This is a genomic window from Deltaproteobacteria bacterium, from assembly GCA_016183235.1.
Classification (GTDB): Bacteria; UBA10199; UBA10199; order DSSB01; family JACPFA01; genus JACPFA01.
In genome coordinates, this window is record JACPFA010000014.1 from 104,297 (window position 1) to 127,174 (window position 22,878).

22 protein-coding genes are annotated in these 22,878 nt (G+C 43.1%); 5 read left to right on the top strand and 17 right to left on the bottom strand.

Features of this window, described 5'->3' with window-relative positions; genetic code table 11:
- Positions 1–2: 2 nt before the first annotated feature.
- The 4 genes from recA to HYU97_03195 all read right to left on the bottom strand — a co-directional run bounded on the left by recA (position 3) and on the right by HYU97_03195 (position 5,118).
- Positions 3–1,049, bottom strand: coding sequence for a recombinase RecA (recA, locus tag HYU97_03180; GenBank protein MBI2335749.1), 1,047 nt, complete (start codon positions 1,047–1,049; stop codon positions 3–5).
- Positions 1,050–1,065: 16 nt separating this feature from the next.
- Complete coding sequence (locus HYU97_03185; protein ID MBI2335750.1) at positions 1,066–2,328, bottom strand: competence/damage-inducible protein A; 1,263 nt, start codon at positions 2,326–2,328, stop codon at positions 1,066–1,068.
- A 175-nt stretch (positions 2,329–2,503) separates the two neighbouring features.
- Complete coding sequence (locus HYU97_03190) at positions 2,504–2,962, bottom strand: phosphatidylglycerophosphatase A (protein ID MBI2335751.1); 459 nt, start codon at positions 2,960–2,962, stop codon at positions 2,504–2,506.
- Positions 2,963–3,096: 134 nt separating this feature from the next.
- A complete protein-coding gene (locus tag HYU97_03195) occupies positions 3,097–5,118 on the bottom strand; it encodes an APC family permease (GenBank protein ID MBI2335752.1) in 2,022 nt (673 codons plus the stop codon).
- A gap of 147 nt (positions 5,119–5,265) precedes the next feature.
- Between HYU97_03195 and HYU97_03200 the strand changes: the two genes are divergently transcribed.
- Entirely contained in the window at positions 5,266–6,321 is a 1,056-nt protein-coding gene (locus HYU97_03200) for a peptidylprolyl isomerase (protein ID MBI2335753.1), read from the top strand.
- Between the two features lie 91 nt (positions 6,322–6,412).
- Here the strand turns inward: HYU97_03200 and HYU97_03205 are convergent, their stop codons facing one another.
- The 3 genes from HYU97_03205 to gyrA are packed head-to-tail and all read right to left on the bottom strand — an operon-like array spanning position 6,413 to position 10,446.
- Positions 6,413–7,069 carry a DUF192 domain-containing protein gene (locus tag HYU97_03205; GenBank protein MBI2335754.1) on the bottom strand — a complete coding sequence of 219 codons (657 nt, stop codon included), beginning with the start codon at positions 7,067–7,069 and terminating at the stop codon, positions 6,413–6,415.
- Between the two features lies 1 nt (position 7,070).
- Entirely contained in the window at positions 7,071–8,009 is a 939-nt protein-coding gene (locus HYU97_03210) for a tetratricopeptide repeat protein (protein ID MBI2335755.1), read from the bottom strand.
- Positions 8,002–10,446 (bottom strand): DNA gyrase subunit A, encoded by a 2,445-nt coding sequence (gene gyrA, locus HYU97_03215; protein ID MBI2335756.1) that lies wholly within the window; start codon positions 10,444–10,446, stop codon positions 8,002–8,004. Before gyrA ends, HYU97_03210 begins: the two co-directional genes overlap by 8 nt.
- A 172-nt stretch (positions 10,447–10,618) precedes the next feature.
- Between gyrA and HYU97_03220 the strand changes: the two genes are divergently transcribed.
- Positions 10,619–10,912 (top strand): type II toxin-antitoxin system Phd/YefM family antitoxin, encoded by a 294-nt coding sequence (locus HYU97_03220; GenBank protein MBI2335757.1) that lies wholly within the window; start codon positions 10,619–10,621, stop codon positions 10,910–10,912.
- Positions 10,909–11,343, top strand: coding sequence for a putative toxin-antitoxin system toxin component, PIN family (locus HYU97_03225; protein MBI2335758.1), 435 nt, complete (start codon positions 10,909–10,911; stop codon positions 11,341–11,343). Before HYU97_03220 ends, HYU97_03225 begins: the two co-directional genes overlap by 4 nt.
- On the opposite strand, the gene HYU97_03230 is transcribed toward HYU97_03225, so the two are convergent.
- Genes HYU97_03230 through HYU97_03240 form a run of 3 tightly spaced genes read right to left on the bottom strand, consistent with a single transcriptional unit; the run spans position 11,340 to position 12,911 of the window.
- Positions 11,340–12,314, bottom strand: a complete 975-nt coding sequence (locus HYU97_03230; GenBank protein MBI2335759.1) for a M28 family peptidase — start codon at positions 12,312–12,314, stop codon at positions 11,340–11,342. The two genes, HYU97_03225 and HYU97_03230, sit on opposite strands and share 4 nt — an antisense overlap.
- Positions 12,315–12,319: 5 nt before the next feature.
- Positions 12,320–12,667, bottom strand: a complete 348-nt coding sequence (locus tag HYU97_03235) for a type II toxin-antitoxin system PemK/MazF family toxin (GenBank protein ID MBI2335760.1) — start codon at positions 12,665–12,667, stop codon at positions 12,320–12,322.
- Positions 12,660–12,911 (bottom strand): type II toxin-antitoxin system Phd/YefM family antitoxin, encoded by a 252-nt coding sequence (locus HYU97_03240; protein MBI2335761.1) that lies wholly within the window; start codon positions 12,909–12,911, stop codon positions 12,660–12,662. The genes HYU97_03235 and HYU97_03240 overlap by 8 nt, the downstream gene beginning before the upstream one ends.
- Positions 12,912–13,192: 281 nt before the next feature.
- Here HYU97_03240 and HYU97_03245 point away from each other — a divergent pair, with 281 nt between their 5' ends.
- Positions 13,193–13,690 (top strand): hypothetical protein, encoded by a 498-nt coding sequence (locus HYU97_03245; GenBank protein MBI2335762.1) that lies wholly within the window; start codon positions 13,193–13,195, stop codon positions 13,688–13,690.
- Between the two features lie 27 nt (positions 13,691–13,717).
- Here the strand turns inward: HYU97_03245 and HYU97_03250 are convergent, their stop codons facing one another.
- A complete protein-coding gene (locus HYU97_03250; protein MBI2335763.1) occupies positions 13,718–14,659 on the bottom strand; it encodes a glycoside hydrolase family 16 protein in 942 nt (313 codons plus the stop codon).
- On the opposite strand from HYU97_03250, the gene HYU97_03255 reads away from it, so the two are divergent.
- Positions 14,559–14,765 carry a hypothetical protein gene (locus HYU97_03255; protein ID MBI2335764.1) on the top strand — a complete coding sequence of 69 codons (207 nt, stop codon included), beginning with the start codon at positions 14,559–14,561 and terminating at the stop codon, positions 14,763–14,765. The two genes, HYU97_03250 and HYU97_03255, sit on opposite strands and share 101 nt — an antisense overlap.
- A gap of 174 nt (positions 14,766–14,939) precedes the next feature.
- Here HYU97_03255 and HYU97_03260 read toward each other — a convergent pair whose 3' ends face one another.
- From HYU97_03260 to HYU97_03285, 6 genes are read right to left on the bottom strand one after another with little or no spacing between them, the layout of a single operon-like run.
- Positions 14,940–16,130 carry a quinol:cytochrome C oxidoreductase gene (locus HYU97_03260; protein MBI2335765.1) on the bottom strand — a complete coding sequence of 397 codons (1,191 nt, stop codon included), beginning with the start codon at positions 16,128–16,130 and terminating at the stop codon, positions 14,940–14,942.
- Positions 16,127–16,699 carry a cytochrome c gene (locus HYU97_03265; protein ID MBI2335766.1) on the bottom strand — a complete coding sequence of 191 codons (573 nt, stop codon included), beginning with the start codon at positions 16,697–16,699 and terminating at the stop codon, positions 16,127–16,129. The genes HYU97_03260 and HYU97_03265 overlap by 4 nt, the downstream gene beginning before the upstream one ends.
- On the bottom strand, positions 16,696–17,232 hold the full coding sequence (locus HYU97_03270) for a DUF3341 domain-containing protein (protein ID MBI2335767.1): 537 nt from the start codon (positions 17,230–17,232) through the stop codon (positions 16,696–16,698). The genes HYU97_03265 and HYU97_03270 overlap by 4 nt, the downstream gene beginning before the upstream one ends.
- Positions 17,225–18,598 carry a polysulfide reductase NrfD gene (gene nrfD / locus HYU97_03275; protein MBI2335768.1) on the bottom strand — a complete coding sequence of 458 codons (1,374 nt, stop codon included), beginning with the start codon at positions 18,596–18,598 and terminating at the stop codon, positions 17,225–17,227. The genes HYU97_03270 and nrfD overlap by 8 nt, the downstream gene beginning before the upstream one ends.
- Before the next feature lie 9 nt (positions 18,599–18,607).
- Positions 18,608–21,589, bottom strand: a complete 2,982-nt coding sequence (locus HYU97_03280; protein ID MBI2335769.1) for a TAT-variant-translocated molybdopterin oxidoreductase — start codon at positions 21,587–21,589, stop codon at positions 18,608–18,610.
- Between the two features lie 7 nt (positions 21,590–21,596).
- Entirely contained in the window at positions 21,597–22,676 is a 1,080-nt protein-coding gene (locus HYU97_03285; protein ID MBI2335770.1) for a c-type cytochrome, read from the bottom strand.
- Positions 22,677–22,878 lie beyond the last annotated feature (202 nt).

Genomic DNA, 22,878 nt, shown 5'->3' on the forward strand with positions numbered 1-22,878 from the left:
GGTTAGTGGCTGACCGCTTTTTTCTTAGCCACCTTAGCCTCATCGGTTTCGTTAGGCACCAACCCATAATGCGCCAAAATCTTGGTTTTAAGTTCTTGGCAAAATTCAGGGTGCTCGATTAAATATTGTTTAGCATTTTCTCGCCCTTGCCCAATGCGCTCTGCCCCATGGGTAAACCATGAACCACTTTTTTCAATAATTTCACTGGTGGCTGCCAAATCCAGCAAATCACCTTCAACCGAAATGCCGTGGCCATAAACAATATCAAATTCTGCTTCTTTAAAGGGCGGGGCCAATTTATTTTTAACCACCTTCGCTCGAGTGCGATTACCCACATTCTGCTCGCCTTGTTTGATAGCGCCAATCCGGCGCACGTCTAAGCGCACGGTGGCATAAAATTTTAAGGCGTTGCCTCCGGTAGTTGTTTCGGGGTTTCCAAACATTACTCCAATCTTCATGCGGATTTGGTTGATAAAAACCACCAAGGTATTGGACTTATGAATCACGCCCGTTAATTTGCGCAGGGCCTGACTCATCAGCCTTGCTTGCGCCCCCATTTGAGCGTCGCCCATGTCGCCTTCGATCTCACCCCGGGGCACGAGAGCCGCCACCGAATCAATGACAATCACGCTGATCGCATTACTGCGCACCAAGGCATCGCAAATCTCTAAGGCCTGTTCACCGGTATCAGGTTGGCTAATGAGTAAGTCCTCGACCTTCACACCTAGTTTTTTAGCATACTGCACGTCTAAGGCATGTTCGGCATCGATGAAGGCTGCCACCCCACCTTGTTTTTGAGATTCGGCAATGGCATGAAGGGCCAAAGTTGTTTTACCTGAAGATTCAGGGCCGAAAATTTCAATAATTCTCCCCTTGGGGTATCCACCAATCCCTAAAGCAATATCTAAAGAAATGGAGCCGGACGAAATCGACCCAACTTTTGCCAAAGGTAAGGGGTCATCACCCAAGCGCATAATAGCACCTTTACCGAATTGTTTTTCGATCCCAGCTAACGCAAGGCTTATGGCCTTTTCTTTATCGGTCGACATACACGCGACTCCTTTTTTAAAGTAACATTCTTCTTAGCTTATTTAAGGCAATGGCCGCCACAACTTTTTTAAAGGCCTTGCGCCCAAATGGCAAAACAAACTTTTTATCCCAAACTTCATGCTGGCTTGCAATGGCAACATAAACCGTACCAACCGGTTTTTCAGCCGTCCCACCACTGGGGCCTGCAATACCGGTGATTCCTATTCCAAAATCCGCGCCAACTTGCTTACGAATTCCACTGGCCATCTGAATGGCTACTTCCCGACTCACTGCCCCCTGTTCAACTAATACGCTGGACTCAACGCAACATCTTGAAATTTTTGAACTATTAGCATAACAAGTAAGCCCTTCTAAAAAAAAATCGCTCGCCCCGGGCTGGTTGGTCAACCAATCACTCAAATACCCACCCGTACACGATTCGGCCACTGCTAACGTTTTTTCGGACTGTTTTAGGCGTTCGCCCACCACCACCGCTAAGTCTTGTTCACCCTCTCCATAAACATAATTCCCAACCTTTTCTAAAATGCGGGCTTTGGCTGTTTTTAGTTTACGTTTCACCGCACTTTCACTTGAACCGCTACTTGAAATTTTTAACAAAATATCGGGAAACTTCACTTGAAAGGCGAGTTTTGTCTCTAATAATTGAACTCGTTCCATCAATTCTGTTTTCAAGGCATAATCGAGTGCGCCTTCGGGAATGCCAAAACATCTTAATATCTCGGTGCAAACTTTTTGACGAACCGGCATTTTCTTTTTGAGGATAGGCAAAACCCGTTTGAAAAACATCCGAGACATTTCCGCTGGAACCCCGGGCAAAAAGAAAAAATGGCTTTGTTGATAGGCACGATAAATGCCTGGCGCCGTGCCTAAAGGATTTTCCAAAACAATCGAGCCTTGCGGAATATCGGCTTGCTTGAGTTGATTGGGAGTGAAAACCCGACCTGATTTTTTAAAAAAACGTTCAATCTTTTTTGCAATTTGTTGATCACGCTTTAAGGGAACCTTTAAAAATTGAGCGAACACTTCCAAAGTAAAATCATCAGAAGTGGGGCCTAAGCCACCCGTCACCATAATTAATTTAGCTCGCTTCGTTGCCAAGCGAAAGGCTTGCAACATGGTTGCTTCATCGTCACCCAAGGTGCTGTGATACTTTACTTGATAACCCAGTTGGGTAAGCGCTTGCGACAAAAAAGCCGCGTTGCTATTGATCACATCACCCACTAATACTTCGTTGCCAATGGCAATGATTTCACAAGTAATAGAATGATTTTTTTTCATAGGACTAACGACTATTTATGCGACGAGCAATGGGTAAGCCCTTCTGGTTGGCATTGCCGAAGCGGCGGGCCCTTCATGCGGGTCAGCGGGTATGGAAAGCCGGTTATACCGGAAGGCTTCCATACCCGCTGGCCCCATGAAGGTCGCCGCGAGAGGCACCGCCAACCAGAAGGGCTTACCCATTGCTCGTCGCATAAATGATTCCACGTAATATTAAATTCGCAAAAATCCCCGCCAGCACATCATCCAACACCACCCCCCAACCACCCTTTAACTTTTGATCGATCAAACGAATCGGAAAGGGTTTTAGAATATCAAATAAACGAAACAAAATAAAACCCAACAGAACGTGTTGCCAACTAAAAGGAATGAGCACCATGGTCACTAAAAACCCTGCGACTTCATCAATAACAATCGAGCCGTCATCGTGCAGTGAAGAAAAATTTTCGTGTAATTGCGAAAAGAAGCTGGCAATAAAAATAAAAATGACGACTCCCAAAACATAATGAAGCACTGACAAATCGCGCACCAACCAATAAACCACCACCGCACCTAAGGTTCCATAAGTGCCGGTGGGCCCAGGCAACAAGCCTAAACCAAACCAAGTCGAAAATATTTTGGTGATAATTTTCATAAAACCCAATAAGGACCTCTCAAAAAGGCTCAGATGCAAGGCAGGCTGAGGAGACCGGCCGAGGCGTACTAGCAAGTACGTCGCAGGCCGTGTTGACGAGGACAACGCCGCAGATGACCTTTTTGGGAGGTCCGTTACCTTACCCGCGCAGGGATGATGACCATGGTCTTCGCATCCCACTGCAATCGCTTTTGAATGGCCAGCGCCGTCTCGTTATGCAAGAGCCGTTGATACCAACGTTCTTTTTGAAAAATAATTTTGCCTGCAAAATAAGTAGTTTGTGGATATTTTTTGGCCACTTCTAAACAAAGTTTTTCCCCTTCTTCAACGGCCTCCGTCCCAATGCCCACAAAATATTCCGCTGGGATCCCAATCTTTCTAGCCAATTCTACATATTTTTTAAGATTCTCTTCGGTTTGCGCACGCAGAGATTCAATCGCATCTTCTCCCTTAAAACCACCGGAGTCTATCACTCCAACCGAAATGAAAATAAGATTTTTAAAATGACCAGGGAATATGCGAAAAATATTAAGTACCGTATGAATCCCTAGCTCACCATAACCACCTACCAGCACAGCAGCCGTTGGTTTGCTAGGATCAAGCGGAGGAATATTAAGATCGGGTTCTGCAGGGATTTCTCCAATTTCAGCGTACAACTTGGCCAACACCTTAGGTAACTGGCGATAGTGATGCCTAATTAAATAACAAACGACAATAAGACTACCCGTTACAACGAGGGTTACCCATCCTCCATACAGAAATTTTTCCATAACCGTAATCACTAAGATTGTACCGCACAATAAAAATCCAACTAAAAATAATGCGGCTCGCCCGACACGGATTTTACGTCGCCAGAATCTTCTCGTGGTCCACAAAAACATCCCCAACATTGACAAAGAAAAAGTCAAAAAGACGTTGATGCTATACATGACCACCAAATGGCGAACATCTCCGTGGGTGTAAAGCAAGGCCAGTAGCGAAGCCACCCCAAACATGACAATACCATTTTGAGTTGTTAAACGATCTGAAAATGCCCCAAACCGATGCGGCATCCAGGAATCTACCGCCATATTAGCCAAAATTCTGGGCCCACCTAAGAATCCGGCTTGAGCCGCAACCACCAAAAGTGCCCCTTCTGTTATCAAAGTCATAATCACAAAGAAATTTCCCAAACCAAATGTACTTGATATTTTTCCAATTAAAACTGCATTGAGGGTTTTGCCTTCCACCGGGGCAACATTCCAGAGCAGATAACAAAACAATAACCCTGCCGCCATGAAAGACAGAGAAAATGCCATATACATCATGGTTCGCTTAGCTGTCTCCACACGCGGCTCCCGCATGATAGCAAGCCCATTGGATACGGCCTCTATTCCCGTATAAGTACCACCACCTAAAGAATAGGCATGGACAAAAAGGGCCAACAATCCACCTGCACCTAAAGTAGCAAAACCTTGTTTAAACCCAACACCAATCGTGCGGGTAGTTTCAGCGATCTCAGGGGTGTGATGAATAATTCCCCCTAAAATTAATAAAGTGTGTGTAATAAGAAATAGAGCAAAAATGGGCGTTAAAGCTATGACCGACTCTTTCACTCCACGTATATTAATGGTGGTAAGAAAGATAATTAAGAAAATCTCCACTACTAATTTGAATTGATGAAACTCGATAGGCAAAAAACTAAACAAGGCATCCCCTGCCGCTGCAATCGAAACAGTAATGGTTAGAACATAATCAACAATCAAAGCACAACCTGAGACCAAACCAACTTTCTCGCCTAAAAGTTTGGTTGCAACAAGGTAACCTCCTCCACCATGAGAAAAAACTTCGATGATACGATTGTAAGCTATGGAAATGACGAAAACCGTAAAGATCATCATCAAAGCCAAAAATACCGCTAAATAAGTATGCTCCCTCAGCGTACGAAAGGCCTCTTCCGGACCATAAGCCGAGGAAGAAAGCCCATCGGCACCTAGCCCCACCCATGCCAACAACGGGATCAAAGCTAAACGATGAAATAACGATCTGTCGGCCAAACTACGGGGTGCACCCAATAAAAATCGGCGCGCGCGTTCCCATAACGTTGGCTTTTCATCTTGAGGAGGAGACGGGGTGCCCCCAGGTTCTGGAGGTGGGTTATAAGACTTGGAATGCATGTTCAGTTTTCACACCTAACTCACCGGGCTTGGTCTTTCAAGCGCTTTCGAAAGCTCAACATAGATGACCCTTGATAACACTTGACTTAACAAATCCCCACGATTTAAACTGACCGCTCTTTAAGGTTAACGAAGGAGTAAACATTTATGGGGAAATTCATTTCTCAAATTTTCTTTTTTTTATTGAGTGGTCTGATTTTAGTTCATTGCGGTTCTCCCAAAGAACCAGCCGGCACCCCTGATATTCAAGCGGAACTTAGCAAAGGCAAGGTGGTCGCCAGCCAAGGCTCGACTGAAATCAAAGAAGGTTATCTTGACTTAATTGTGAAAGTTAACCCTAACGTCAAACGACAAATTACCAACCCCCTTGGCAAAAAGAAACTCGTTGAAAATTTGATGGAGCAAGAACTCCTTTATCGAGAAAGTTTACGCAAAGGTCTACAAAACGACAAAGACGTACAAGCCAAAATGGCCATGTTTAGCCGCGTCGTAATTGCCCAAGCCCTGATTGATAAAGAGGTTGAAACCCAGGCCAAAGGCGAATACGAAAAAAATAAAGACACCGAATTTAATCAAGTCAAAATTGCTCATATCTTTTTCAGCACTCGCCCCCCACCTCCTAAAATCGACCCTAAAGCCAAAACACCCCCTCAAAATGCCAAAGAAGATCTAGAAAAGGCAAAACAAGCCGCCAAAGTTAAGGCTGATGAAGCTTATGCTAAACTAAAAGGTGGAGAAGCCTGGCAAACCATTTCCGACACCTACTCCGATGATAAAATGACCTCTAAAAATCAAGGTGAAATTGGCTATGTAACCAAAAATGACCCTCGGGGCATGCGGCTGGATTGGGCCAAGATTATCGAAAAGGCCTTTGCCATGAAAAAAGACGAATTTAGCGAACCTATTTTAGCCAAAGATGGCTACCATATTGTTAAAGTGGTTGAAGAGGTCTCGGTAAAACCTTACGACGAAGTTGAAAACGGCATTAAGTTTAAACTTCGCCCTAAAATCAAAGCCGATATTATGACGAGACTAACTGGCGGCAATAAAATTAATTTTTTTGATGAAGAAATCAAAAAGTTAGGTGAAAAACCCGCGGAACAACCCCCCATGAGCATCAACCCTTCAAAACCAGGCGCTCCTGGCGGTATGCCACCCCCGCAACATCCGCACCCCCCTAAGGATGCTGTTCATGCTCATTGAGATTGCTTCGGCTATCATGGATCCCGGGTCAAGCCCGGGATGACGGTATATTACGTCATCCCGGGCTTGACCCGGGATCCACATATGACATTTAGTGAAAAATAACTTGGTCTCTCTCTTTGATTTTCTTAAGCTTAACCTGCCCGGCGTTAACTTCAAGACAATAACGGTAGGGCTGTTTAGCTTTGATCGCTGTTTCAGAAAGGGGTTTAGCATGGGTCGCAACATCAACTATTTTGCCTTGCCCATCGATAAAAATTAAATCCAGCGACAAGTAAGTATCTTTCATCCAAAATGCAATCGTAGAATTTGCGGGAAACACAAACAGCATGCCTTCGTTTTCTGGCAAATAAGTTCTTTGACTTAACCCCTTCGTTTGCTCTTGATAAGTCATCGCCACTTCGACCTGATATTCAACCAATAATTTTTGTGTCTTACCATCAACAATAGTCAGCTTAATTTTTTCTAAAGCTAAAGCAAACGCAGAACCAATATTTGTCAAAACAAAAATTAGCGAAAAAACTAAAGTCACTATTTGTATTGAGCAAGCCTTCACAAAGTCTCTTTTCAGGCCTTGCTCCTTCGCTTCGCTCAGGACAGGCTCCGCGGCGGACTTCGTAAAGATCAGCGGGCATGGAAAGCCGGTTATACCGGAAGGCTTCCATGCCCGCTGGCCCCATGAAGGTCGCCGCGAGAGGCTCGGGCCTGGGAAGAGACTTAGTAAAGCTTTGGGCGATCTGTGGCGCATGTCAACGCCCCCAAGGGTTTAATAAAAACTGTTCATCGTCAAAAACCTTGGTGCGCTTTTTCTGAGGTTTGTTAGTTTGAATTTGCTGGAGTGAATTTTTAAGCGCATTGGCTTTTAATTCATTACTCTTTTTAATCTTCTCTTCTAATTTTTGAATTTTTTCTTCAACAATCCTAGGGTTGGGATAGGTGCTGCGAATTTTTTTAAATAGCTCTAATGCCTCTTCAAATTTACCCGATTCTTCATAACCATTGGCCAAATAAAATTGAGCATCGGTGGTGTAATTAGAAGTTTGCCCATGTCTTTCCAAAAAAGCCTCGAACACTTCAACCGATTGCCTAACATTTGCTTCGAGAAAAAATGTCAGCCCAACATGAAACAAAATTTTATCGGCAATGGCCCCATTGGGATCTTCTTCATACATCTGCATAAGCTGCCGACGGCTAGGTTCGTAGCGTTTTAACTTCAAAGCAGCATAGGCCACCTTGAAACGATATTCCTGAACATCGGGAATGTTGGGGAAATGGTCGACTAGGCCTTGATAACTCACGAGCGCCTTTTCATAATCCCCCTGGCTAAAATATAAATCGCCCTGTTTTTGATAAGCATGGCGGGCCTCCGGGCTACGGGGAAATCGAGAAAGAACTTGGCCGTAGGCCTTCACCGCCTTTTCAGGTGAGTTAAGCGAGTAATTATAAATATCCCCAATATTTAATAAAATCGTACCTTCAAATTCATTGTGAGGATAATTTTTCAAAACCTTTAAATAAACTAAGACCGCTTGCGTATAGTGCTTTTCGCGAAAATGTTGATCGGCCTTAAACATAAGGCCTGAAAAGGTTTCTTGCTTGGTTGGAAAAAAGAAAAGTAAAGCTAAGAATAAGGGAATAACAATCAGGAGGGCAAGGCGCAGACGCTTCGATTGAAAAAATTTATTCAAGAGGTCTTTCGTCATCGGATTCGGCTAACTGGGCAACCGCGACTACCTTTTCTCCTTCTCCGATTTTAATCAAACGCACCCCTTGGGTATTTCGGCCAATAATTGAAACCCCTTTCACGCTCATGCGCAAAATCTTACCCCCATTGGTAATCAGCATAATCTCGTCTTGATCGCCCACTTGTTTAACAGTCACAACTTTCCCAGTTTTTTCAGTCACTTTCATGGTGAGGATCCCTACCCCACCACGACCTTGCTGACGATATTCTTCAGTAGAAGTGCGTTTGCCATAGCCATTTTCGGCCACGGTCAAAATGCTAGCCCCTGTCACTAACACCTCCATGCCCACCACATAGTCCCCTTCGGCCAAACTTATCCCACGCACGCCCATAGCAGCGCGACCCATAGGCCTTACTGCTTTTTCATCGAAATGGATGGTTTTGCCTTCGCTGGTGCCAATAAAAATGCCATTGTCGCCCTTGGTAATATCAGCCGCAATCAGTTCATCACCTTGGTCAATTTTCAAAGCAATGATACCACCCGCACGAGGGTTGCTGTAGGCCATGAGATCGGTTTTTTTAATCGTGCCTTGTTTGGTGCACATGACGACAAAATGATTTTCTTCAAACTTGAGAACCGGGATCACCGCCGCCAGCTTTTCTTCACCACTCATATTTACTAAGTTAACCACGGCCTTACCCTTAGCCGCTCTGCCCATCTGAGGAATTTCGTGCACCCTTAGCCAATATAATTTCCCAATGCTGCTAATCACCAACACATAGCTATGCGTGCTGGCCACAAACATTTGCGAAACAAAATCTTCTTCACGAGTCGTCATGCCGGTTTTGCCTGACCCACCGCGGCGTTGCGAACGATACAAACTAATGGGATTCCGTTTAACATAACCGGTATGGCTGATGGTCACCACCATCTCTTCATCTTGAATGAGATCTTCTTCAGAAAGTTCATCGGTTTTGGCCACGATTTTGGTGCGCCGTTCATCGCTAAAGCGTTTTTGAATGTCAGCTAATTCGTCAACGATAATCCCATAAATAAGTTTTTCGTCTGCCAAGATGGCTTTAAGTTTTTTAATCAACAATTGGATTTCTTTGTATTCTTCAATGATTTTATCTCGCTCTAAACCAGTAAGCCGCGCCAAGCGCATGTCTAAAATGGCTTGGGCCTGCCTTTCGCTCAATTTAAATTTGGTTATTAAACCAGTTTTAGCTTCGGCCGGGTTGGCAGCTTTTTTAATTAAGTTGACCACGGCATCGATATTTTCAACCGCAATCTTTAAGCCTTCTAATAAGTGAGCCCGCTCTTCGGCCTGCTTAAGATCGTAAATGGTTCGGCGAGTCACCACTTCTTTGCGATGATCGACAAAGAGTTGCAGCATCTGTTTTAAATTAAGCACTCGAGGTTGACCACTGACAATGGCCAGCATAATCACGCCAAAACTGCTTTGCATGGCGGTAAACTTAAACAATTGATTAAGCACCACACCCGCTACCGTGCCTTTTTTCAATTCCACTACAATGCGCATCCCTTCGCGATCACTTTCATCGCGCAAATCCGAAATGCCCTCAATTCTACCCGCCCGCACGAGTTGGGCAATGTTTTCAACGAGCTTGGCTTTATTCACTTGATAGGGAATTTCAGTAATAATGATAGATTCACGATCGCCCTTGGCAATCTTTTCAATGACCGCATTCGCACGCATGGAAATAATGCCCCGCCCGGTTTCATAAGCGGAACGAATTCCCTCTCTCCCTGAAATATAGGCCCCAGTAGGGAAATCAGGGCCTGGAACAATTTTTATCAATTCTTTAATCGTGATTTCAGGATTTTTGATGATAGCCCTCAAGGCCTCCACCACCTCGCCCAAATTATGGGGAGGAATTTTAGTGGCCATACCCACGGCAATACCATCACTGCCGTTAATTAAAAGATTAGGGACACGCGTGGGCAACACAACGGGTTCTTGAGTAACCCCATCGAAGTTGGGAACAAAATCGACCGTTTCTTTATCAATGTCGGCCAACATTTCTTCGGCTAGTTTTGTCAGCCTAGCCTCGGTATAACGATAAGCCGCCGCGGGGTCGCCATCGATCGAACCAAAGTTTCCCTGCCCATCGATCAACGGATAACGCATGTTCCAATCTTGGGCCATGCGCACCAAACTGTCATAAACCGCACTATCCCCATGGGGATGGTATTTTTTCAAAACTTCGCCCACCACACCAGCACATTTCGAATAACGCTTGCTGGAAAGCAGACCCTCTCGAAACATGGCGTAGAGGATCCGCCGATGCACGGGCTTCAAACCATCACGAATATCCGGCAGCGCCCGACCAATAATCACGCTCATCGCGTAATCAAGGTAGGCACCCCGCATTTCGTCTTCAACATTAATGGGAACTACATTGCCAAATTCAGTCATAATTTACAGAAAAACCATAATGAGATGAAGATTACAAGTCAATGAAATTAGAAGGAAGTTTATGGTAGTCGAATGAAGTAGTTTTTTATGCTGCTAATAAAAACTAGTAAATAAAGGGTTGCTATTGATACACAATTATGTATACAATTGATTTACAAATGGAGGCGTAGTTATGCACTTTATTAGCGTCCGGGATTTTAGACAGAAGTCAGGAAAAATTTGGAAATTTCTCAATAAAGAAAAAGAGCTTATCATCACTTCTAACGGAAAGCCCATTGCCCTCGTTACCCCAATTTCTGAAGCCAACTTGGAAGAATCATTGCTCTCTTTGCGGCGTTCCCAAGCCTTAATGGCCATGGAACAAATGCAAAATCAATCGGTTGAAAAGGGTTATGATAAAATGACCATAGACAATATTGATGCAGAAATTCAAAAAGTCCGCCAACAACGCAAAAATTTAAAGTGAAAATCGTTTTAGACACCAATGTGCTTGTATCGGGATTAATAAACCCTTATGGTGCTCCAGCCGCTACTTTACGTCTTGTTCTTAATCAAACCGTAACTCTCCTATACGATGTACGCCTCTTGCTAGAATATCGTGAAGTGTTGTTAAGACCTAGGTTTAATTTTAATTCTCTTCAGGTAGAAAAATTTTTGCAAGCCTTAGAAGTGCTTGGCGTACCCATCAATGCAAAACCACTCAAGATAAAATTGCCCGACCCTGACGACCTAATGTTTATAGAAGTAGCCAAAAGCGGGCTCGCTGACTATTTAGTTACAGGTAATCTTAAGCATTTTCTAAACAAGCAAATAAAAGGTATTCATATCGTTGCACCCCATACGTCGATCGATCTTATCACGAAAGGTAAAGAGAAGCTTTCAAATGATCAAAACTAGTTGACGAGTACCCAATAAACACCCCTGATCACTTCGCTCATCCGTTCAAAATCGAGGGTGTCCATAGTATCACTAGCTTGATGGTAATGAGAATTTCGATAAAACGCTGTATCAGTGATCATCACGGCAGGAATTCCCCTATTCCAAAAATTTCGGTGGTCTGAAAAATCAGTGCCAGTCACCATTTGTGGCGCATTAATGGAAAAAACATCGATTTCCATAACTTGGGACATCTTCTGTTTAAACAATCTTATTAACTTCCAATCTGAGAAAGAAAGTTTTCCTACGAGAGTGATAAAATCCCCTTGAGTGGGATAAAATAATTTGAGTACGAAGGTTGGATATTGTTGAGAATTTTTTTCTTGGGAAAAATAACCGATCATTTCTAGAGAAATCATGTAGTGTATAGGGACTTGCTTCTCTTTCAATGAATTAGCATGAATTGCACTTCCCATAGAATCTGTTGCAAAAAAGGGTGGCTCTTCCAAGGTATAAGCTACAAGATCAACACGGTGCTTAAGAGAGGGAGATAATTCATGTAAGAGCCGAGCGATTTCTAAAACGCCGGCTATTCCGCTTGCATTGTCATCAGCACCTGGTTGATCTCCTGCAACATCATAGTGCGCACCCACAATGATTCGCGGAGAATCTAATGGACCAAAGGAACAAATTAGATTTTGGTAAGGTTTCCCATTGACCTGAAATCCCTGGATTTCAATGGAACATTTTGTTTTCGAAAATTCATCAAAAATGTAGTTAGAGGCTCTCTCTAAAGAAGAAAGATTACGATAATGACGAGCAGGAATTATGGATGTCAAATTATGGACATCTTGTTTTAACCGTTCTTCTTTTACAGGTATAGCAAGTTTAATCTTCGATACATAAATAAGAGGATTGGTTATACTAATGACGGTTAATCCTATTATTATCAAAATAATAAAGCATGTAAAAATCAGTAATTTGGTCTTCATAAATTTTAATCTAGCCCCAACGCTAATTTGAGTTTTTCGTCCACTTTCTTTTGAACTTCCTGGTGAAGATACCCCATTTCTCCTAGAATAATCCTTTTATCCAAGGTGGCAATTTTGTTGCATTTGATCAGAGAATCTAGTTTAAGCCCTGTTTTTTCAAAATGAGGATCGGAAGATTTAAGCCAAAGGTCTGTGGAGCCCTTTCGTTTGGGCAAGTGGGAAGAAATGAAAAGAACACTAACATCCTGGTCCATATATTTTGGCTCAGAAACAATCACCGCCGGCCTTACCTTTGAGCTAGATAGGTCAGTAAAGGGAAATGGAACTAGAATAACCTTGCTGCGTTCAAACATATCTTTTCTTTAAGTCTCTGGCAGAATAGATATCGGGTTCATCGTACAACCAGTCAAATGTGCCCCCGTATTGATTAAAATTGGTCATTTCATCCAATTGGGGATTTGCGTCCTGGGGAAATTTGATCAGCAAGACCTCCCCTTTTTCATGCCTACCAATAGCAACAGGTGTGTTCGTATAACGAACCTTATTAATTAATTCGGATAAATGTTTGCGCGCCTCAGTGGTAGCAATGATTTTCATAATGTACCTTAAGTACATTATGTACATTTCGCCCCTATTGTCAACAATGGTTTGGTCTTCATAAATTTTTTATTTTTCTTACAAGCGATTTGGTCTTTACAAAGTTAACAAAATAACTCAGCATAAATCTATGGATATTCTGTCTAATTATAGTGACCAGGGAATTGATTTATCTTTGCTTAAGCATAAATTAAATCTTACCCCTACGCAAAGATTAGAAGATTTTATGACATTCATGTCCTTTATTGATGATCTACGAAAAGCAAAGATAATGAACAAATATGACCCAATTCAAAAAGATTCTGGAAATATTTTACGATAATCAAATCGAATTCGTATTAATTGGAGGATTAGCAGCCGTTATTCATGGCTCTGCTTCAGCCACTGAAGATGTTGACTTATCTTATGATAGAAATTTGGAAAACACAAAAAAAATAGTAAAAACACTCAACCCCTACCATGTACGCCTAAGAGGTGCTGAGGATGTTCCTTTTATTTTTGATGAACAAACTTTTAAACATAGTGTCAATTTAACTCTTATGACCGATTTGGGCGCCATTGATCTGCTTGGCGAGATTCCTGGATATGAGTCCTATGATTTAATTTTGGCTGATAGTGACACGGTACTTTTATACGACAAGAAATTTAAAGTGCTTTCTTTGGATGGACTCATCAAAAACAAAAAGGCTACGGGGCGAAATAAGGATTTAAAACAATTAGACGAACTTGAAGAACTCAGAAAGATGCAACAACAAAAATCAAACCGTTCTGAGAAGTAAATTGAGGGGACCTTAACAAAAAATACCTTAAAATAATTTGAACCAATCAACATTGTACTTCACGGGCTGATTAGGTTTGGAGGCTGGCAAATCGTTATGCCAATGGGTGGCATTGTGCCATACGTTGAACATCACGTAGGCAGGGATCTGTGGAATAAATTTTTTATTTTGGTATTTCCACAGTTCGTATTCTTGATCTTGCACAACCATAAAATACCGAACGTAGGTGGGTTGCCAGGTAAAACCAAAAATTAAATAATTTTGAAACAAATTAATGTCGGGAAAATCATCATTCCACTTTAGCTTGGTATTGAGACCCCACTTACTTTCTTGCCCCAAAGTGGTCTGAAGAATTTCACCGGTTTTTAAATTAAGCTTACGGGTTGTTTTTAAAAAATTTTCGTCATCAGAGTAATCGGTCCATAAGGTCATGTAGATTGTCGAGGGCTCGGCACATAAAATCTCAATATCAATCTCACTATTATCAACCAAGCCATTCTTATTATAATCTTTTCCATCGTTATAATATGTAAAAAAGGCCGACACCACTCCCTCCTTTAGCGAAGCACAAGACCCTGGTTTGAAACGAGCTACATAAGTTCCATAAAGATAATTCTTTTTGTAAGATTCTAACTGACTCGAACCGCCAGGCCCTGAAAGAGGCGTGTTGGCGGGCAATAGCAATTGAGCCATACGATCATCTTCCGCCTCATTATCAAAAAGACCTATCGTGCCTGCCCCACCAGGCGACAAAGCATAGCCAAAGAAATAAAGATCCGAGCCCTTGTTAAAATTTGTTTCAATCTCGGGTTCGCCATACTTTGCCAAAGGATCGAGAATTGGTGGGGGTGTTGGCGTAACTGTCGGCATGGGTTCTAAAGACGAAGAAACTTGGGGCGATGGTGAGGGCGAAGGAGATAACGATGGGCTTGGTTTAAGCGGGCTGGTTGATTCTAAAGGGTTTAGCATAGGTTCAGAATTACAACTAAAACATACTAAAACAATCATCAAATATAAAAAACGCATCGGCGGCCGTACCTCTCCAGCCACCCTTTCCCTGACTTCATTACAATAATCTCTTAAAAAGTTTTTTCCAAGTCGGAAGAGGTTACTCGAAACCCCTTTAGCAAGCTCGGTTATTGGCTTATACTGATTAGTGTTTGCCAAGGTCCACTGGACCTTGTTTTCCACAAATCAGGGGGTTGAGAGAACCTTAAGCCGATTTGGAAAAAACTTTTTAAGAGCTCCTTTATTGATGATAAGAAAGCGACTCTTCCAGGTAAGCTACTTTCTGCGGAACTAATTTAACCTTACTAAGCGCCGTAAACACAACTAAAACAAACAGTCCCAAATAACCCAAAAAACTCCCCACTTCAATTAACCCAATGACGGCCCTTTCACCCAACGGCCCCGGCATAATCATAAGATAAAGATCTAAGTAATGCCCCACCACCAAAATAGTGGCAACTAGTTTTAAAGTTTTAAAATCACGCTTAGAACCACGGCGCATCAACACCAAAAAAGGAAACACAAAATTGATGACCAAATTCATGAAGAAAAGGCCCTTATAATGCGGTATCCAACGAGCTTGATAATAGGTAACTTCTTCTGGAATATTGGAGTACCAAATCAACAATAATTGCGAAATCCAGATATAGGCCCAAAATATACTAAAGGCAAAAATCAATTTGCCTAAATCGTGCAAATGATCTTCGTTAACCTTTTCTAAATAATCTCGCCCTTTTAAAAATAAAGTTATCAGGGTAATCCCAACCACTCCATTCACAAACATACCGGCAAAATTATAAACCCCAAAGATGGTGCTAAACCAATGGGGTTCTAAAGACATGAGCCAGTCAAAACTAGCCAGTGTGATAGTAATAGCGTAAAAGGCCAAAAAGATACAACTGTTGCGAAAATTTTTGCGATAAAATTGAATATTGCCGGAGGCATCTTCTTCTAAAGAATTTTTTCGAAAAACTTTTGCAAATAAAACCCAAATGCCTAAAAATACGACCATCCTAATTAAGAAAAATTTAATATTGAGATACCCTGCTTTGCCCGCCAATAAAGCATCGTAGTGGGGAGATGTAGGGTCGGTGATGCCGTGATGGGCCCAATGGTAGAGCTCGTGGATCCCAAAATAAATACCTAGCATGAGCAGGGCCCCTACCGGCAAAAAAGTGCTCATGGCCTCGGGCACACGCCGCAAAACCGTCGACCACCCCGCTTGCACCGCATACTGAATGGCCATAAAAAGCACGGCGCCTAAGCTTAACGTAATAAAATAATAATTGTTAAGCAAAACACTGGCCCAAGCCCTCGTGCGAGTGGCTTCGTTACTGAATCCAAACACGAGCGACAAAATCCCAATAAGAATGAGTAAAAAGATAACTCGCTTATCTTTGGCCTTAAACTCAAATCGATCGTCAGCTTTCATGGCGTACCCTTTTCTTTTTCCAATTCTGTCACCAAATGTTGCACATAGTGCACTAATTTCCATCGATCCGTAGGCCTTAGCATTGGCCCATAGGCACCCATCAACCCAACCCCCACTGTAATGGAGTGGTAAAGATGACCTTCGGTCAATTGGCGAACTCGGTCACTGGCATAAGAAGGCGGTGGCGGAAACTTGCCAATAATCGGGCCATCGGCCTTGCCGGTTGGGCCATGGCATACCAAGCATTTTTGGGCATACAATTGTTGGCCTCGTTTTAAATTTTCTTCATTCAAAGACAGGGGGTTTTTTAATTCAATCGCTGCAAGCTTCGCATCTTCAGGGGTTTTTTGATAAGGATGTGGTTCGAAACCCATCGGTATTGTCCCCACGGCTGGGGCCTGCAAGGTTTTGCCGTCTTGGGTATTGGGATTAGGCGCATAGGCATTATAAGGAATCGAAGTTACCATGTCTGAAATAATAGGGATCCACTGCGGCCAATTTTCCCCACCGGAACAACCCACACTTAAACCAACCATGATGCTCAACAAAAGGGTATAAAACTTTCTCATGCCGGAACCTCATTTTCCATGATTTCCATAGCGCCGTTTTGTTTTAATAACGAAACCATTTCTTCTAGCTTAAAATCTTTCTCATCGGCGACAAAAACCATCACAAATCGATCATCGGTTAACCGAGACACGCTGACCACAGGGCGTTTCCCAGGAAATAATTTGCAGCGGGCTAAAAAAGCCAAAAAGGTCAACACGCCACCGAACAAAACCGTTAGTTCAAAACAAACCGGAACAAATGCCGGCCAAGCATTGTTGGGCTTGCCACCGATGTTCATGGGCCAACTGATAAGGTTAACATAACCTTGCAGAAGAATAGAGAACAACAGACCCAAAGCACCTGCGGCAAAGGTAAACTGTGGCAGACGCGACGGTGCTAAACCCATGGCTTGGTCTAAGCCGTGAACGGGGTACGGTGTGTAAATGTCGAAAAATTTAATCCCTTTTTCACGAAAGTTTTTGGCTGCCGTCAGCAAAGCCTTTTCTGAATCAAAGATGCCTAACAAAACTTTTTTAACAGGTACACTAATCATGTGCGCCTCCTTGCACCGACTTACGCCCAAAACCCAAGACCGCCTTTACTTCGGCCATGGCCACCACGGGCAACACTCGGGCAAACAAAATAAAACAAGTAAAGAATAAACCAAAACTACCAATCAACGTGCCCACCTCAATAAAGGTTGGCGAATAGTTGGCCCAACTCGAAGGCAAAAAATCTTTGCTAAGCGAGATCATAATAATTACAAAACGCTCAAACCACATCCCAATATTAACAATGATAGAAAGCACAAACATGGCTGGCACATTACGCCGCACAGCCTTGATCCAAAAAAGTTGAGGAAAGATAACATTACAAGAAACCATGGTCCAATAAGCCCACGCATAATTGCCCGTGGCGCGGTTGATAAAGGCAAAGCGCTCATATTCATTGCCACTATACCAAGCAATAAAGAATTCCGTGCCGTAGGCTAAACCAACCATTGAACCGGTCAAAATAATGACCTTACACATGGCTTCTAGGTGATTGATAGTAATGTAATGCTCGATATTAAGCGCCTTACGGGTGATGATTAAAAGGGTCAACACCATGGCAAAACCAGAAAAAATGGCGCCCGCCACAAAATAAGGTGGAAAGATCGTCGTGTGCCAGCCGGGAATAACGGAAGTTGCAAAGTCAAAGCTCACCACCGAGTGAACCGACAGCACCAGTGGAGTTGACAATCCGGCCAAAACTAAACATAAACTTTCGTAACGCAACCACGTGCGATTAGAACCATCCCAACCCAGCGACAACAAACCGTAAATAAATTTGCGAATTTTGCCTTTGGCGCGGTCGCGAACTGAGGCAATGTCGGGGATAAGCCCCACATACCAAAAGACGAGCGAAATGGTAAAATAAGTACCGATGGCAAAAACATCCCACAATAAAGGGGATCGAAAATTAACCCATAACGAACCCCGTTGGTTAGGATAAGGAAAGACAAAAAATGCCAACCATGGTCGCCCCATATGAATGAAGGGGAATAAACCCGCACACATAACGGCAAAAATCGTCATGGCCTCAGCCGATCGATTGATCGAGGTTCTCCATTTTTGACGAAAGAGCAATAAAATGGCCGAAATGAGTGTGCCCGCGTGACCAATACCAACCCAAAACACAAAGTTGGTAATATCAAAGGCCCAACCAATGGTGCGATTCAAACCCCAAGTGCCAATACCCACGGCGATTTGGTAGCCAATGCAAACCACGCCCAAACCCAAGGCCGAGGCCGCCACCAAAAAGATTGCCCACCAAGCCTTGGTGGGTTTACCCAACACCGGTCTACAAATCTCTTCGGTGATATCGTGGAAGGTTTTGTTCCCTTCGATCAATTGTTCTCTTAAAGGTGAAACTTCCATATTGCCTCGTTAAGCTTTATTGCGAATCTTCGTTAAATAACTCACCACCGGCTTGGTACCTACTTCTTCCAACACCACATAATCGCGCTGGCTCGTTTTGAAACGAGAAACCTTAGATTGATGATCATTAATATCACCAAACACAATCGCATCGGTTGGACAAGATTGTTGACACGCGGTTTTGATTTGCCCATCTTGCAAAGGCAGCCCTGCCAATTTTGCATCGAGTTTACCGGCTTGGATGCGTTGAATGCACATACTGCATTTTTCCATCACCCCACGAGAACGCACCACCACGTCAGGATTGAGCACCATTTTCCCCAAGGCGTCTTGCTGATTATAAGGGAATTTATCGTTATCAAAATAACGAAACCAATTAAAATGCCGCACTTTGTAAGGGCAGTTGTTGGCACAATAACGAGTCCCCACACAGCGATTATAAACTTGCGCATTGAGTCCATCACTCGTGTGATTCGTTGCAATAACCGGGCACACCGTTTCACAGGGGGCATTACCACAATGTTGGCAGGTCATGGGTTGATGAACTACGCTGGGGTTATCTTCAGAATCACTGTAATAGCGGTCAATACGGATCCAATGCATTTCACGACGACGCCGTACTTCATCTTTTCCAACTACCGCAACGTTGTTCTCGGCCTGACACGCAATCACACAGGCCCCACAACCGGTGCAAGCATTGAGATCAATCACCATGCCCCAAGCATGCCCCACTTTTTGATCTTGGTTCGAATCTTGGCGAGCCGGATAAAGCGAAAGTAAATGAGCACGTTCTTCATTGCCTGCCGCTGGATTTTTTTGAAATTCTTCAAAGCTAGCCTCTTTAATAATAGGTCTGCCATGCAGAGAGCTGTGAGTTTGAGTTAGGGCTAAAGGATATTTTCTGCCCACTTTGGTAAGGCTTAGCCCCTGGGCATAAGTCACCCACTGCCCCTCCACTAAATTTAACCATGGAAAAAGATTTTTACCTACCCCATTGCCCACCGAACCTGCTTGCGACCGGCCATAACCCAAGGCCACGGCCACCGTATTTTCTTGCTGACCCGGCTGAATATAAACTGGCAATTCTAAGGCCTGATCACCCAGTCGAATTTTTACCAAATCTTCATTTTCATAGCCCAATTTTTTAGCAAGCACAGGCGCTAAACAAACATAATTATCCCAAGTGATTTTAGAAATTGGATCCGGCAATTCTTGTAACCAAGGATTATTAGCATTGGCACCATCGCGAATCGCAATCTTTTCATAGAGAACCAATTCCATTTTTTCTGCATTCGTATGACGAGCTTTAATTTTACTTGCCGCTTCTTCTAAATTACCACGGAAAGCATAGGCAGAAGCGCTAGAAACAGCAACTTCCAGCACCCCTTGCTTCAAAGTTTCTTGCCAAAATTTTTCAAAATTCAAATGGGTAGATTGCCTAAGGTAAGGCCCCTCTCGCCAAGCATTTTTAAGAAAGACATCGTAAGTTTGCAATTCACCCATCCATTTTAAAAGACTATCTTGCGCGGCGCGGGTATTAAACAAGGGACTAATCGTGGGTTGAACGAGGCTGTAATAACCTTGCACAGGTTCGGCATCACCCCAGGATTCTAATTGATGATGATCGGGGGCAATGGCTGCAACCTGATAAGAGGTTTCATTAAAGTAAGGATCTAAAGAGATAACGGCCAAAGTAACGTTCTTCAATCCTTCCGAAAATGCTTGGGCGTGAGGAGAGGAATAGAGAGGATTGACTCCATAAAGAATCAACACCCCTACTTCTTCTTTTTGCATTTCTTCTAATAGAGTTGCGAATTTAGCCTCATCCCCTTGTCGTTGGAAAGAAGGGTGATCCAAATCGATGGTCTTACCATAATTACCCAACAAACTATTGATGGCATTCGTGACAATTTGGTCTTGAATATCATTGGAACCACATAAAACTAAACTCGACCCCTTATTAGCTAATAATTTTTCAGATAATTGATGAATCATTTCTGGTTTAACTGAGGAATTTTTTGATTCAGAGCCTTTAAGAGCCTCATATAAATCCAACAAAACTTTCCCATATTCAGAGGCTGCTACTGGAACACGAAGGTCAGCATTAGACCCCGAAAGGGATAGGTTCGCCTCGAGTTGAGCATGGAAGGACATACCTGCATTAGGTTGATTGAGTTTTCGATTGGCCGCATAATTTCTGGAAAATTCCACTGGAGAAAGCCAAGTGCCTAGAAAATCAGCCCCAATAGAAACAATTACTTTGGCTTGACCTAATTGGTAATGAGGAATGACCTGCCTACCAAAACTCAAACCATTGGCCTTAAAGATAGCCGAATAAGAAATGGCATCCACCACGACATGTTCAGTTTGAGGATATTTATTCGCAAATTTCTCAATCACCTTTTTAGTAGAAGGGCTCACAATCGATTGGGTAAGAATTCTAATTTTTTTCTTTTCACCCACAGCTACAATAAGGGCCGTCCGAACTTTATTATCCAATGTCTCCCAATCCGTAGGCTTACCCTCAAAAATAGGCCCTTTAAGTCGACTTGAATCATACAACCCAAGCACTTGAGCCTGCCCTACCGCACATAGCCCTTGCCCATTGATAGAAGAAGCGGGGTTTCCTTCGAGTTTAATGGGGCGCCCTTCACGAGTTTTGACCACGATCGCACAAGCGCAAGGACAATTCGAAGTCGAAGCATAATAATTAGGAACCCCGGGAATAACATCTTCGGGCTGGATTAAATAAGGAATCGCCCTTTCGACAGGCATGTTAGAACAAGCCGCCAAGCCTGCGACTGAAAAACTAAACCCGGCTAATTTGAGAAAATCACGCCGATCCAAAGGAAGGGAAGCCGCCTTCTCACCCAAAAATTCTTCTACCGGAATCTCTTCAGCAAACTCATGTTGACTAGTCTCAATAAATTTTGGCTCTTGCTGCTTTTCTTCCAAACTCTGCCAATATTTTTTCGAAAATGTTGAACTCATAATGAACCTAGTAATGACATTTATTACAGTCAAGCCCGCCAGCTTCTTGCACTGTTCTACCTTGAAACGGACTCAGGCCCTTTACTTGCTCTTGACGATGACAATCAATGCACCATCCCATCGATAAGGGTGCCCATTGAAAGGCCTTGTCCATCTTTTGCACTTCACCATGGCAGGTTTGACATTCTATTTTACCCACCACCACATGTTGCGCATGATTAAAATAAACAAAATCCGGAAGATTGTGAATTTTTACCCATTGAATGGGTTTATGGGCCTCAAGCGCCTGATTAATCTTTTGGATCTCAGGAGAATCTTTTTTAACTTGAGAATGACAATTCATGCAAAGACTAGCTGCTGGTATCCCCGCATGGCGGCTCTTTTCAGCTGCATAATGGCAGTATAAGCAATCAACTTTATTAATACCCGCATGAATCTGATGGGAAAAAGCAATCGGCTGAGTGGGTTGATAATTTTGGCCATAACCAAGCTGCATGGCCCCCCTCACCAACTTACCACCCCCTACAATAATCACCACAAGCACTAAACCTAAGCTTATCAATTTCTTAGTTTCAAAAATTTTCAAATAGGGCTTTTGATCATAAAGCCTATCGAGCAAAAGACCGACTCCCAATAAAGTCACCACTAAAATTGCCAACACATAAAAATAAAAATGACTTAAAGGCGGATTTAGCCCATGCACTTGAGGTGTAGGTTTTGCTTCAGTCGCAGTAGCAACTTTGCCTTCACCAACGTCTTTAATATAAGCCAAGAGCGCCTTAATTTCGTCGTTGGAATAAACCTGATCAGGCATGACAATCTTGAAAGTACCCACCAACTCTTTGGCAACCGGATCACCTGCATTAATGGCCTTTTGTGGGGATTTAATAAAGTTAAGTAGCCAATCTTCTTTGCGACGTTCGGTCACGCCTTTAAGATCGGGGCCTACCTTTGGCCCTTGCCCAATATTATGGCAAGCGTTGCAGCCTTGCTGAAAGGTTTTTTGCGCATCAAAGGCATAAACCTGGCTTGCGGAAACAAAAACGGAAATGAATAAGGCTAAAAATAACGTTTGAATTCGCAGCATTTCTTCACCCGCGCGCTGCCATATGATGAAACATGATCTGTGTCAACCTCTATGTCGACAGATGTGGTAGCCGAGTGAAAGTGTCAGTACTAACTGCCGAGTGAAAATGTCAGTAGCTATCCTCCGAAAGGAGGAGAAGGATGCTACTAACAATGAGAGATAAAAATAAAATTGAGGTGATTGAGGCAGTCATGGACGAGAG